13 protein-coding genes are annotated in these 13,341 nt (G+C 69.5%); 10 read left to right on the plus strand and 3 right to left on the minus strand.

The annotated features are described in order from the left end of the window. From MFF42_RS03120 to MFF42_RS03130, 3 genes are all read right to left on the minus strand, one after another. Nucleotides 1-528 (minus strand): ABC transporter permease (locus MFF42_RS03120; RefSeq protein WP_238254458.1); only part of this gene is annotated, 528 nt, incomplete at its 3' end. Continuing rightward, on the minus strand, nt 525-1,451 hold the full coding sequence (locus MFF42_RS03125) for an ABC transporter ATP-binding protein (protein ID WP_238254459.1): 927 nt from the start codon (nt 1,449-1,451) through the stop codon (nt 525-527). The genes MFF42_RS03125 and MFF42_RS03120, both read right to left, overlap by 4 nt. Nucleotides 1,452-1,668: 217 nt before the next feature. Further along, nucleotides 1,669-3,666 carry a 4Fe-4S binding protein gene (locus MFF42_RS03130; RefSeq protein ID WP_238254467.1) on the minus strand — a complete coding sequence of 666 codons (1,998 nt, stop codon included), beginning with the start codon at nt 3,664-3,666 and terminating at the stop codon, nt 1,669-1,671. 167 nt (nt 3,667-3,833) lie between these two features. Here MFF42_RS03130 and MFF42_RS03135 point away from each other — a divergent pair, with 167 nt between their 5' ends. The 10 genes from MFF42_RS03135 (at nt 3,834) to MFF42_RS03180 (ending at nt 13,313) form a co-directional block, all read left to right on the plus strand. Next, complete coding sequence (locus MFF42_RS03135; protein ID WP_238254460.1) at nt 3,834-4,598, plus strand: biotin/lipoate--protein ligase family protein; 765 nt, start codon at nt 3,834-3,836, stop codon at nt 4,596-4,598. Then, nucleotides 4,595-5,161, plus strand: a complete 567-nt coding sequence (locus tag MFF42_RS03140; protein ID WP_238254461.1) for a DUF6505 family protein — start codon at nt 4,595-4,597, stop codon at nt 5,159-5,161. The genes MFF42_RS03135 and MFF42_RS03140 overlap by 4 nt, the downstream gene beginning before the upstream one ends. Continuing rightward, entirely contained in the window at nt 5,158-6,168 is a 1,011-nt protein-coding gene (locus tag MFF42_RS03145; protein ID WP_238254462.1) for a DUF6352 family protein, read from the plus strand. The genes MFF42_RS03140 and MFF42_RS03145 overlap by 4 nt, the downstream gene beginning before the upstream one ends. 8 nt (nt 6,169-6,176) lie before the next feature. Continuing rightward, nucleotides 6,177-6,707 (plus strand): DUF3305 domain-containing protein, encoded by a 531-nt coding sequence (locus MFF42_RS03150; RefSeq protein WP_238254463.1) that lies wholly within the window; start codon nt 6,177-6,179, stop codon nt 6,705-6,707. Next, complete coding sequence (locus MFF42_RS03155; protein WP_238254464.1) at nt 6,704-7,411, plus strand: DUF3306 domain-containing protein; 708 nt, start codon at nt 6,704-6,706, stop codon at nt 7,409-7,411. The genes MFF42_RS03150 and MFF42_RS03155 overlap by 4 nt, the downstream gene beginning before the upstream one ends. Before the next feature lie 88 nt (nt 7,412-7,499). Next, nucleotides 7,500-8,135, plus strand: a complete 636-nt coding sequence (locus MFF42_RS03160) for a TorD/DmsD family molecular chaperone (protein ID WP_238254468.1) — start codon at nt 7,500-7,502, stop codon at nt 8,133-8,135. A gap of 77 nt (nt 8,136-8,212) precedes the next feature. Continuing rightward, complete coding sequence (locus MFF42_RS03165; protein ID WP_003601742.1) at nt 8,213-8,458, plus strand: formate dehydrogenase; 246 nt, start codon at nt 8,213-8,215, stop codon at nt 8,456-8,458. A gap of 7 nt (nt 8,459-8,465) precedes the next feature. Beyond that, nucleotides 8,466-11,408 (plus strand): formate dehydrogenase subunit alpha, encoded by a 2,943-nt coding sequence (locus MFF42_RS03170; RefSeq protein WP_238254465.1) that lies wholly within the window; start codon nt 8,466-8,468, stop codon nt 11,406-11,408. 17 nt (nt 11,409-11,425) lie between these two features. Beyond that, the gene (gene fdh3B, locus MFF42_RS03175) at nt 11,426-12,022 is read left to right on the plus strand and encodes a formate dehydrogenase FDH3 subunit beta (RefSeq protein ID WP_108938525.1); all 597 of its coding nucleotides are present in this window, start codon (nt 11,426-11,428) and stop codon (nt 12,020-12,022) included. A 253-nt stretch (nt 12,023-12,275) separates the two neighbouring features. Beyond that, a complete protein-coding gene (locus MFF42_RS03180) occupies nt 12,276-13,313 on the plus strand; it encodes a formate dehydrogenase subunit gamma (protein ID WP_238254466.1) in 1,038 nt (345 codons plus the stop codon). The last annotated feature ends 28 nt before the right edge of the window (nt 13,314-13,341 follow it).

Here is a 13,341-nt window from a genome sequence, read left to right on the forward strand (position 1 = left end):
CACCAGCTGCAGCTTCTCGAACCCGTCGGCCCACAGACCGATCACGAAGCCGAACAGGCTGAAGGTCAGCGCCGTGAGCAGCAGGAAGAACACCATCCAGATCGGGTGCTCGATGTGCAGCGGCACGAACAGAGAGGCCGTGGTGAGGATGATGAGGCCGATGATAATCGACTTCGTCGCCGCCGCGCCGACATAGCCGAGCACCACCTCGAACGGCGAGATCGGCGCCGAAAGGAGCTCGTAGATCGTGCCGGCGAAGCGCGGGAAGTAGATGCCGAAGGCGGCGTTCGAGACGCTTTGCGTCAGGAGCGAGAGCATGATCAGCCCCGGCACGATGAAGGCGCCGTAGGCCACGCCGTCGATCGTCTGCATCCGCGCGCCGATGGCGGCGCCGAACACCACGAAGTAGAGCGAGGTGGAGATCACCGGCGCGACGATGCTCTGCAGCGCCGTGCGCCAGAACCGGGCCATCTCGAAGCGGTAGATGGCGAGGATCGCTGGGACGTTCAGCATGGACGCAGCCCTCATGCGCGCTCGCGGACGAGATCGACGAAGATGTCTTCGAGCGAGCTCTGGCTGGTATCGAGATCGGTGAAGGCGATGCCGGCGGCGGCGAGTTCGCCGAGCAGGCCGGTGATGCCGGTGCGCTCCCGCCGGGTGTCGTAGGTGTAGACGAGGGTGCGCCCACCCTCGCCGATCTGGAGATCGTGGCGCGCGAGGTTCTCGGGAAGCGCCAGGACCAGCTCGCGCAGGTGCAGGATCAGCTGCTTCTTGCCGAGCTTGCGCATCAGCTCGACCTTGTCCTCGACCAGGATGATCTCGCCCTTGCGGATCACGCCCACCCGGTCGGCCATCTCCTCGGCCTCCTCGATGTAGTGGGTGGTGAGGATCACCGTGACGCCCTGCTCGCGCAGGCGGCGCACGAGGCGCCACATGTCCTGGCGCAGCTCGACGTCGACGCCCGCCGTCGGCTCGTCGAGGAACAGCACCTGCGGCTCGTGGGCGAGCGCCTTGGCGATCAGGACCCGGCGCTTCATGCCTCCGGAGAGCTGCATGATGCGGCTCTCGCGCTTGTCGTAGAGGGAGAGATCCTTGAGCACCCGCTCGATATGGGCCGGATCCTTCGCCAGCCCGAACAGGCCGCGGCTGAAGCTCACCGTGTCCCACACCTTCTCGAAGGCGTCGGTGGTGAGTTCCTGCGGCACGAGGCCGATCATCCGCCGCGCGGCGCGGTACTGGCTGAGGATGTCGTGGCCGCCGACGCGGATCTCGCCCGCGCTCGGCGTGACGATCCCGCAGACGACGTTGATGAGGGTTGACTTGCCGGCGCCGTTCGGCCCCAGCAGCGCGAAGATCTCGCCCTTGGCGATGTCGAGGGTCACGTCGCGCAGGGCGTGCAGCCCCGAGGCGTAGACCTTCGACAGGTTCGCGATCGAAACGATCGGTGACATCGGGGCTCGGGGATGGGGGGCGGGGCGCGCCCTATAGCACGGCGGCCGAAGCGGTGAAGCTGGCGGTAGCCGGTTACATTTCCCGACGTTTCTCCCCCGTGTTCCGGCGCACCTCGCGGAACCGAGTTTGTCCCCGCAGCTTGTCGAAATGTTCTCCTGCGACAAAACACCCCTGACCCGACCTGCCCTCGACGCGATGGCGGGTCGTTTTTTGTGGTCAGCTCTGCAGCCGTTCCGCGGCCTGCCGCTCGCGCAGGTAATCCTCGGTGGTGCGCGGCTTGGCCGGCGGCGCGGCGTGGGGGTCGAAGCCCTGGTTGAGCGCGGCCTCGACCCGGCAATCGTCGCACATCATCAGCGAGCGGATGCGCTGCTCGCCGGCTTCGCCTGAGAACATCCAGTGCCGCTCCCGCAGCTTACCGATCACCCGCTCGATGGTCGCGCGGGTGCCGAACGGCTTGGCGCAGGTGATGCAGCAGAACGGCTCCTCCTCCTTCACGACCCGGCGCGGCTCGCTCCACGCCGCGAAGTCGATTTGCGGCTTCAGGCTGATCACGTCCTCCGGGCAGGTCGCCGCGCACAGGCCGCACTGCACGCAGAGACTCTCCTCGAAGGCCAGCAGCGGCCGCTCGGCACTGTCGGACAGGGCATGGGTCGGGCAGGCGCCGACGCAGGAGAGGCAGAGGGTGCAATCCTCGGTACGGAAATCGAGCCCGCCGAACGGCGCCCCGGCGGCCAGCGGCACGGCCGCGACGGGGGTCGGGGCGGCGGCGTGCATCTCGCGGAAGGCGAGGCGCAGCATCTCCCGCTTGCCGCCGACGGGCATGAAGCCGGCGGGCGCCGCCGTCGCGAGGCCGGGCGTTGCCGAGCGGAGCGCCGCGCCGAGGGCGTCGGGATCGTCGGTCTCGATCAGGGCGACCGTCGACGCTTCCGTCCCCGTGCCGTAGCCGAGGGCGTCGGCGAGCGTCCGGCCGAGGGAGACGGTGCGGTGCAGGCTGTCGAGGTCGTGCTTCGGACGGGCCCGCACAAGCACTCGGACCCCGGCCGCGCCGTAGGCGAACAGGGCGGCCAGGATCTCCGGCCCGAGCTGCGTCGCCTCGTTGACCCGCACCGGCAGGACGTGGGCCGGCAGCCCGTCGCCGTAGCGGCCGAGCGCGTCGATCAGCGGCTCGCCGTGGTCGCCGTCGTGGAACAGCACCACCGCGTCCGCGCCGCCGGCCGCGCGGTAGGCGCGCATCAGGCTGCGCAGGCGGCGCATCAGCGCGTCGGCGGGCGGCAGGGCGTAGTTGGCCGCGCCCGTGGGGCAGACGGCGGCGCAGCTGCCGCAGCCGGCGCAGACGTAGGGGTCGATCGCCACCGTGTCGCCGGCGGGCGCGATGGCCCCGGTCGGGCAGACATCGAGGCAGCGGGTGCAGCCGGTGATGCGCGAGCGGGAATGGGCGCAGAGCTCGCCGCGGAAATCGATGAAACGGGTCTTGTCGAACTCGCCGACGAGGTGGGAGGCCGCCATCACCGCCCGCTCGACCGCCGCCGGGTCGCGCGGGTCGGCGCGCAGGTAGCCGCTGCGCAGCTCGTGCGCGGGAAAGAGCGGCGTGCCGCCGGTGAGGTCGAGGATCAGGTCGCAGGTCGAGACCGCTCCGTCGCGCCCCGATCCGAACACGAGGCGGGTGCGGGAGGACGGCGCCGGCAGGGCGTAGTCGTCGATGCGAAGCTCGAACGCGCCGAGATGGCCCGTCGCCCCCCGCACCGTGCCGCGGATCACCGGGAATTCGTTGCGGTGGAGCGGCGCCACCTCGCCCGGCCGGCTCAGGAGCACGGTGACGTCGAGATGCTCGGCCAGACGCCGCCCGGCCTCGATCGCGGCCTCGTCGCGCCCGTAGATCAGGGCGACGCCGCGACTCTCCAGCGGTACGGTTCCGGCCACCGGAACCGGCTCCGCCGCCGCGGCCAGCAGCGCCGCCATCTTCGGACCGGCCCTATCGGCCTCCGACGACCAGCCGGCGGTCTCGCGGATCTTGGCGAAGGCGACGCGCTCCTCCGCCTCCATCTCGGCCGCGACTTCCTCGAAGAGCGGCGCCTGGAGCGTGCAGGAGACGGTGATCGGCACGCCCGTGGCCAGGGCCTCGCGGTAGCGGTCGAGTTCGAGACCGCAGAGCTGGTCGGCGGTGCGCACGCGACCGCCGCAGCCCTTTTCCAGGGCCGCGGCATCGAGCGGCATCGTCTTCTCGCAGGAACAGGCGAACACGAGACGATCGGACACGATTGAACCTGAGACGATTGGGAAAGCGGGAGGCCCCTTCGCGCGGGAGCCTGCCTTCCATATACTCGTATCGTTCAAAACTACGAACGGACATGCGGGCGCAGGCGCCCCGCCCGATACGGCTCATGACCTCCCGACTCGAAACCGTCTCACCGGGCTTGCGCCCCGCTCCCCTCGTCCTGCCGCCGGCCTTCACCGGGCTCGTCACCGCGGGCTCCCCGGGCGCGGCCGGACAGGCCTGCCGGCTGGCCGAGACCGGCGAGGCCGAGGCCGGCACTCTCCTGATGGAGGAGCGCGACGACGTCATCGCGCTGGCCGTCGTGCTGGCGCCCACCGAGCCGCTCGCCACGGCGCGGCGGGCCTTCTTCGTCGGGATGCAGGCGCTGGCGGACGCGGTCGGCACCTTCGGGCCGCCGGAGATCCCGGTGACCTTCCTGTGGCCCGACACGCTGAGCTTCAACAGCGCCCGCCTCGGCGGCGGCGCGCTGCACTGGCCGCAGGGCTGCGGCGAGGGCGAGACGCCGGACTGGCTCGTCTTCTCGGCGATGCTGATCGCCTCGAAGCGCGATGCGGGCGATCCCGGTCTGACGCCCGACTCGACCTCCCTGGAGGAAGAAGGTTTTCCAAAGGATCTGCGCGAGGCTCTGGTCGAGAGCTTCGCCCGCCATCTCACCAAGGCGTTCGAAATCTGGAGCGAGGACGGCGCCGCGCGCTCGACGGGTCGCTACCTCGCCCGCCTCGCGCTGCCGCCGGGCGTGCGGGCGACGATCGAGCCGAACGGAGATGCCCGGCTCGTCCACGCCGACGGCCGTAGCGAATCGCTCCCGCTCCTGCCGGCCCTGGCGGCCCCCTCCTGGCGCGACCCGAGCACCGGCAGGGTGCGGCTGTGAGCGCCGGCAAGCTGCCGCGGACGCTGCGGCTCGACCCGTCCGACACCTTCGTCTTCGCGCGGGCCGCCGAGCCCGGCGAGTGGGCGGTGACCGGCTCGTTCCTGTTCTTCGATGCCGACCTCTCCGCCCTCGCCGGAAAGGACCGGGCGGCGTTCCGCTCCGGTTTCGCCGGGGTGGGCTCGCTCGGCTTCTCGACCCTCGTCGTCGTCAGCGAGGCGAGCGAGGCGGAGCGCGAGGCGGCGATCGAGGACCTCGCCCGCCACATTCACGAGCGCTTCGGCGCACCGGACCGCGACGCCGCCCGCGCCGCGGCGCGGGAAGAGATCGAGGTCGCGGCCTCGCTGTGCAACCTGCCGATCGGCAGCGTGATCGCGATGCATCGGAGCGAGCGCGACGGCGAGATCGCGGAGGAGTTCCGCACCCTGCACCAGCGCCCGGCCGGCGCGGACCCGCTGCACGGGCGCGCCTTCCACTTCGTCGAGACCGACGAGGAGGGGCCCGAGGAACAGGCCGACCTCGTCGGACTCCTGAACGGCGCCTCCGCGGGGGCTGGGAAAGCATGACCGAGTTCTGGGTATCGAGCGGCCATCACCTGACGCAGCGCACGGAGGGCGGCGGCCTCGCCGTCACCGACGAGCTGATCCTCGCCTATCTGGCGCGGCCCGAACTGGTGCCGCCGGAGGAGGCCTGCGAGGCCGAGCGCGGGCTGCACGCGAGCCTGCTCGCCGAGCCGCGCCGGCCGGTGACGCGCGCGGATATCGAGGCGATCGCCGATGCGGATGCGCGGGAGAACTGGGAGGTGATGCTCGCCTTCCGCGACCGCCTGCTGGCGGCCCGCTCCGTCGAGGCGGCCTATCTCGCCCTCGTGCGCGGCGGGCTGCAGGGCGTGCCCGGCCTCTTCCTGACCCAATTGGTGCACCTGATCCTGCGCAACGCCCTCGATGGGTGCGAGGACCCGTTCGTGCTGCGCGCCGCCGAGCTATTTTTTCGCTCGCAGCGCGTCAGTCTGCACGAGGGCGCGGTGCTGCTCGCCGATGCCGAGGTGATCGAGGCGCGGGAGGGCGGCGCGCCGCTCTCGCCCCTGGTCTCGATGCTCGGCAAGGAGGCGGCGAGCGAACTCGACGTGCTCAACGAGGAGAACGCCTGGACCTACTGGAGCCGGTCGGACGCCTTCACCATGGCGCTCAATCTCGGCTCCAGCACGCGCAGCCGCGAGGGGCTGGCGCGGGCGATCGAGGCGTTCGTCCGCCATCTCCTCAACGCGGAGGTCGCGGTCGCGCCCCTCGACCGGCTGGAGGATCCCGATTGGCGCTGGTTCGTCGGGCTCGACGCCGAGGGCACGCGGATCGGCAACACGCTGTGGCGCGGCGAGGCCCTGGACGACGCCGCCCGCGAGCGGGTGATCGCCGTGTTCAGCCTCACCTTCGCCGATCCGGCCCGCGTCGATCCGCGGGTCGGGGACCGGCCGGTCTACCTCCTGCTCGCCATGAGCCCGGACAAGACCGTGCAGTTGAAGCCCCAGAACCTCGTCGTCGGATTGCCGCTGGCCGCCGACCGGGCCGCCGCGTGAGGCCGGACATGACACCGAACGATACGCCCCGGGAGCTACCGGAAGACCGGTTCGAGGTCGGCATCATCGTGGCGCGCCGTCGCCTGAAGGGGCCGTGGGCGAGCCACGCCTGGCTCCCCGTCGCGGCCCTGCCCGCGGCGCCGCAGGCAGCGCCCTGGACCCAGCTCTCCGAGACCGAGGAGGAGGCGACCTTCTACGCGGGGGCGCACGAGGTGAGCCTGCACATCGCCGAGACGGCGCATTACCGCGACAACCTCGTCTCCGGCCGCCCGTCCCTCTGGGTCACGCTCCACGCCACGGCGGAGGACACCTACGAGGTCGCGAGCGTGACCGCCGACCCCTACGAGGGCGAGTCGATGGCCGAGGGCATCGGCGAGATCGTCGAGGCGGTGCCGATGCCGCCCGAGGTGCAGGCCAAGCTGCTCGCGTTCTTCGAGGCGTTCCACATCGAGCGCAAGTTTGAGAAGCGCAAGCGCGACCGCGCCGACCCCGAAGCCCTGGCGCACCGCGCCCCCGGCACCCAGGGGAAACCGGAATGAGCGGGAGCTTCCTCTCGCGCTGGGCCCGCCGCAAGGAATCCGTCCGCGCCGCGGAGCGCTCCGAGACACCCGCCGTCGCGGACGCGGCAGGGGCCGAGAACCTACTCGACGGAACGCCGTCACCCGGCGCCTCCGACAACCTGCAGCGGGCGGAAGCGCGAACCGACGACCTGTCGGAAGCGGTATCGGACGACCTGCTGGCGAAGCTTCCGTCCCTCGATGCCCTGACGACGGACACCGACCTCTCCGCCTTCCTCCAGGCCGGCGTCCCGACGGCCCTGCGCAACGCCGCCCTCCGGCGGATGTGGTCGCTCGATCCGGCGATCCGCGACTTCGTCAGCGAGGCGCGGGACTATGCCTACGACTGGAACACGCCGGGGGGCGTGCCGGGCACCGGACCGCTTCTGCCGATCGACGACGTCAAGGCGATGCTGAAAAGGGTCATCGACGGCGTCCCCACCGGAGTCGACGAGGCGGCCGGTCCCGAATCGCAAGGTGTTCCGGCGGCTTCTCAGGACGATCCCGCGGCGTGTGCCAGCGCAGCGGATCCCGAGCCTGAGGCTATTCCCGGACCGGTACCGGCAGCACCGTCCATAGATATGCATCCGCAGGTTGCCGACTTGGCAGGTGACCGTCCTGAGGTCGCGCAGCCCGCCCTCCCCCGACCCCGGCTGCGGCGCCATGGAGGCGCGATGCCCTCGTAATTCACGCGCATTTCGATTGCGGCAAACTCAAACGCTTTTTATTATCGGTCCAAACAAGGCGGTCCTGCGTGAGGACCCGAGGGACATGATGGGTTCGGTTGCGTCGGTGATGGCACTTCCGGGAGTTGAGGTGTCTGGGGTCGGCGGCGTGCCGGACGACATCGATCACCTGCGTGCGCAGCAATACGATCTTCTGGCCGCCCTGCTCGGGCGGGCGCCGGAGGCCTCGCTGCTCGCCGCGCTCGCCGCCCTGAAGGACGGAGACGGCGTCCTCGGCCGGCAGATCGCGGCCCTGCGCCGCGCGGCGGCCGAGACCGATACGGACGCGGTGGAGCGCGAGTACTTCGCACTGTTCATCGGCGTCGGCCGCGGCGAGCTCCTGCCTTACGCCTCCTACTATCTCACCGGCTTCCTCAACGAGCGCCCGCTCGCCCGGGTGCGCGAGGATTTCGCCGCGCTCGGCATCGAGCGGAGCGAGGCGATGAGCGAGCCGGAGGATCACCTCGCGATCCTCCTGGAGGTGATGGCGGGTCTAGCGGCGGATCGGTTCGAGGCGGAGCCCGGCATGCCGGCCCGCTTCTTCGCCCGCCACATCGAACCCTGGGCCGAGCGCTTCTTCACCGATCTGGAGAACGCGAAGGCGGGGCACTTCTATCGCGCGGTCGGGGGTCTCGGCCGCGCCTTCATCGAGATCGAGGCGGAAGCCTTCGCCATGGAAGGCTGAAGGGCTTCTGCATCGTGACAAACGGGATCGAGGCGCGTTGCCTTAAGAGCAGGCAGCCGCCGGAGGAGACGAGGGTGATGCGACAGGATCCGAAGACGCTCGGTCGTCGCCAATTCTTTCGGGCGCTCGGCGGGAGCACCGTTGCCGCGGCGGCGGCGGTCGCCTCGCCGATGGGGGCAACCGAGGCTCAGGCCTACGATCCCGGCAACGACGAGACCAAGGCCCGGTATCGGGAGAGCGACCACGTGAAGGCGTTCTACCGGACCAACGGCTACGAGACCCTCAAGAAGAACACCGATCCGGCGTCGACCGGTCCGAAGTGAGGCTGCCATGCTGATCAAGCGCAAGAGCGGCGAGGCTGCTCGCACCAAGCACCAGGCCGTCGCCGCGGGCCTCGCCTCGGGCGTGCTCGACCGCCGTGCCTTCCTCCGCAAGTCCGGTCTGACCGCGGGCGCGCTCGCCGCCGCTGGCACGATCCAGCTCGGCTCGGTGCGCAAGGCGCAGGCGGCCGGCTCCTCGGCCGTCGGGCCGGACACGGTCATCAAGAAGAACGTCTGCACCCACTGCTCGGTGGGCTGCACGGTGACGGCCGAGGTCGTGAACGGCGTCTGGGTCGGCCAGGAGCCGTCCTACGCCAGCCCGATCAACCGCGGCACGCACTGCGCCAAGGGCGCGGCGATCCGCGAACTCGTCTCCTCCGACCGCCGCCTCAAGTACCCGATGAAGCTCGAAGGCGGGCAGTGGAAGCGGATCTCCTGGGATCAGGCCTATCAGGAGATCGGCGACAAGCTGCTGGCGATCCGCGAGAAGAACGGCGCCGACTCGGTCTACTGGCTGGGTTCGGCCAAGTTCACCAACGAAGCCTCCTACCTGATGCGCAAGTTCGCTGCCCTCTGGGGCACGAACTCGATCGACCATCAGGCGCGTATCTGCCACTCGACCACGGTGGCGGGCGTGGCCAACACCTGGGGCTACGGCGCCCAGACGAACTCCTACAACGACATCCGCAACGCCAAGACGATGATCATCCTCGGCGGCAATCCGGCCGAGGCGCATCCGGTCTCCCTGCAGCACGTGCTGTCGGGCAAGGAGATCAACCGCGCGAACATGATCGTCATCGATCCGCGCTTCACCCGCACCGCGGCGCACGCGACCGAGTACGTGCGCATCCGCTCCGGCACCGACATCCCGGTGGTGTGGGGCATCCTCTGGCACATCTTCCAGAATGGCTGGGAGGACAAGGAGTTCATCGCCCAGCGCGTCTACGCCATGGACGACGTGCGCAAGGAAGTCGCCAAGTGGACGCCCGACGAGGTCGAGCGCGTCTCCGGCGTGCCGGGCGAGCAGCTCAAGCGCGTGGCGGAGAAGTTCGCCAAGGAGAAGCCCGCGACCCTGATCTGGTGCATGGGCGCGACCCAGCACACGGTCGGCACCGCCAACGTGCGTGCGCTCTGCATCCTGTGCCTAGCCACCGGCAATGTCGGCAAGCCCGGCACCGGCGCCAACATCTTCCGCGGCCACACCAACGTGCAGGGCGCGACCGATCTCGGCCTCGATGTCACCTCGCTGCCGCTCTACTACGGCCTCGTCGAGGGCGGCTGGCGGCACTGGGCCCGCGTCTGGGAGGTCGAGTACGAGTGGCTGCAGTCGCGCTTCGATGAGGTTCCGGCGAAGGGCGGCCGCAAGGCCCGTACCCGCAAGGAGAACATGGAGGCGCCCGGCATCACCTCGACCCGCTGGTTCGATGCCGTGAACCTGCCGCCGGAGCAGATCGACCAGCGCAGCCCGATCAAGGCGTTCATGGTGTTCGGGCACGGCGGCAACACCGTCACCCGCATGCCCGAGGCGATCGAGGGCATGAACAAGCTCGAGCTGCTGGTCGTCGCCGACCCGCATCCGACGACCTTCGCGGCCCTCGATGCCCGGCAGGACAACACCTACCTGCTGCCGATCTGCACCTCGCTGGAGATGGACGGCTCGCGCACGGCCTCGAACCGCTCGATCCAGTGGGGCGAGCAGATCGTGAAGCCGGCCTTCGAGTCGAAGAACGACTACGAGGTGCTCTACCGTCTCTCCGAGAAGCTCGGCTTCGCCGACAAGCTCTGCAAGAACATCAAGGTCGAGAACGGGATTCCCGTTGCCGAGGACATCCTCCGCGAGATCAACCGCGGCGGCTGGTCGACCGGCTATTGCGGCCAGTCCCCGGAGCGGCTGAAGGCGCATATGCGCAACCAGCACAAGTTCGACCTCGTGACGCTGCGCGCGCCGAAGGACGATCCGGAGGTCGGCGGCGACTATTACGGCCTGCCCTGGCCGTGCTGGGGCAAGCCCGAGATCCGGCATCCGGGCTCGGCGATCCTCTACAACACCAATCTCCACGTGAAGGAGGGCGGCGGCAACTTCCGCGCCCGGTTCGGCACCGAGCGCAACGGGCAGACCCTGCTCGCCGAGAACTCCTTCTCGAAGGGCTCGGACCTGACCGACGGCTATCCCGAGTTCACCTTCGGGGTGTTCAAGAAGCTCGGTTGGGACCGGGACCTGACGCCGGAGGAGCTCGCGACGATCCTCAAGATCGGCGGTGAGAAGCCGGACACGGTGAGCTGGGCGACTGACCTGTCGGGCGGCATCCAGCGCGTCTGCCTCGAGCACGGCGTCTCGCCCTTCGGCAACGGCAAGGCCCGGGCCAACGCCTGGAACCTGCCCGACCCGGTGCCGGTCCACCGCGAGCCGGTCTACTCGCCCCGGCCCGACCTCGTGGCGAAGTATCCGACGCGGCCCGACGAGCGGCAGCTGCGCATGCCGAACATCGGCTTCTCGGTGCAGAAGTCGGCGGTCGATCGCAACGTGATCAAGGACTTCCCGATCATCCTCACCTCCGGCCGCCTCGTCGAGTACGAGGGCGGCGGCGAGGAGACCCGGTCGAACCCGTGGCTCGCCGAGCTGCAGCAGGACATGTTCGTCGAGATCAACACCGGGGACGCCGCCGACCGCGGCATCAAGGACGGTCAGTGGGTCTGGGTGAGCGGCGCCGAGAACGGCGCGAAGACCAAGGTCAAGGCGCTGGTGACCGACCGCGTCGGCAAGGGCGTGGCCTTCATGCCCTTCCACTTCTCCGGTTGGTACCAGGGCAAGGACATGCGCGACTACTACCCGAAGGGCACCGACCCGGTGGTGCTCGGCGAGAGCGTGAACACCGTGACCACCTACGGCTTCGATCCTGTGACGGGCATGCAGGAAACGAAGTGCACCCTGTGCCAGATCGCAGCGGCCTGAGAGGAGCGACCCGAACCATGGCCCGGATGAAGTTCCTCTGCGACGCGGACCGCTGCATCGAGTGCAACGCCTGCGTCACGGCCTGCAAGAACGAGCACGAGGTGCCGTGGGGCATCAATCGCCGCCGCGTCGTCACCCTCAACGACGGCAAGCCCGGCGAGCGCTCGGTCTCGATGGCCTGCATGCACTGCACCGACGCGCCCTGCGCGGCGGTGTGCCCGGTGAACTGCTTCTACACCACGGCCGACGCCGTGGTGCTGCACTCCAAGGACATCTGCATCGGCTGCGGCTACTGCTTCTACGCCTGCCCGTTCGGCGCGCCGCAATACCCGCGGGTCGGGAACTTCGGTTCGCGCGGCAAGATGGACAAGTGCACCTACTGCTCCGGCGGCCCGGAGGCGGACTTCTCGACCGCCGAGTACGAGAAGTACGGCTCGAACCGCCTCGCGGAGGGCAAGCTGCCGCTCTGCGCCGAGATGTGCTCGACCAAGGCGCTGCTGGCCGGTGACGGCGAGATGATCGCCGAGATCTACAAGCAGCGGGTGATCAAGCGCGGCTACGGCTCCGGCGCCTGGGGCTGGAAGACGGCCTACCGCGAGACCGTCGCGATCTGACGCTCGGTTCGAGGGCAAACGCCCTCGGACCCTTTTCCGACCTCGACCTCATCCTGAGGTGCCGACGCGCCAGCGTCGGCTTCGAAGGAGGGCTCCAGGGATCACGGAGACTTCTGGAGCCCTCCTTCGAGGCCGCTGCGCGGCACCTCAGGATGAGGGGGTCGGATGGGACGCTGCCGGTCAGCAGCGATCGGACGGAAGCGGCGCACGCAGGCTCGGCGGCGTCTCGACAAGGACTTGGAAAGGAACGCCGATGCGGCGGGCAGTGACCTTCCTCAACACCCTTCTTCTGGCAGCGATGCTCGTCGCGGCCCCGGCGGCGCTCGCGCCCGCGTTCGCGCAGAACCCGATCCAGGCCGACGGCCAGAACCCGATGGGCGCCCGGCCCACCGCCGACTCGGTGAATGAGGAATTCCTGTTCAAGCAGGATTCCAAGATCCGCGGCCGCGTCTCGATCCCCGACGGCAAGTCGGCCAACCTGATCCAGCCGCAGGGCCGGGAATATCAGAACTTCCGCGAGCGCTGGCTGCCCTGGATCGGCGCCATCGCCATCCTCGGCATGCTCGTCGCGCTCGGCGCCTTCTTCCTGTTCCGCGGCCGGATCATGATGGAGCACAGCCAGGAATCGGGGAAGAAGATCCTGCGCTTCAACGCCTTCGAGCGCTTCACCCACTGGATGACGGCGGTCTGCTTCATCATCCTCTCGCTGTCGGGCCTGAACTACATCTTCGGCAAGCGGCTGCTGATGCCGCTGATCGGGCCGGAGGCGTTCGGCGCCATCGCGCAATGGGCGAAGTACAGCCACGTCTACCTCGCGTGGCCGTTCATGCTCGGCGTCGCCTTCATGTTCGTCCTCTGGATCAGGGACAACATCCCGAGCAAGGTCGATTGGGCCTGGATCAAGGCCGGCGGCGGCCTCATCGGCAAAGGTCACCCCCATGCGGGCCGCTTCAATGCCGGCCAGAAGGGCGTGTTCTGGATGGTCGCCGGCTTCGGCGCGGCGATGGCCGTCACCGGCCTGATGATGCTGTTCCCCTTCGCGCTCACCGACATCAACGGGATGCAGGTGATGCAGGTGGTCCACTCGGTGATCGGCATCGTGTTCATCGCCGGCATCCTCGCCCACATCTACATCGGCACCCTCGGCATGGAGGGCGCCTACGACGCCATGGGCAGCGGCAAGGTCGATCTCGCCTGGGCGCGCGCGCACCACGACCTCTGGGTCGAGCAGGAGCAGGCGCGCACCGGCAGCGGCCCGCAGTTCAAGGGGCATCCGGCTCCGGCCGAGTGACAGGACGGGAGGCCGGCGGCGCGGGCCG

The sequence above is a fragment of the Methylorubrum podarium genome, assembly GCF_022179745.1.
In the GTDB taxonomy this organism is placed as follows: Bacteria; Pseudomonadota; Alphaproteobacteria; order Rhizobiales; family Beijerinckiaceae; genus Methylobacterium; species Methylobacterium podarium.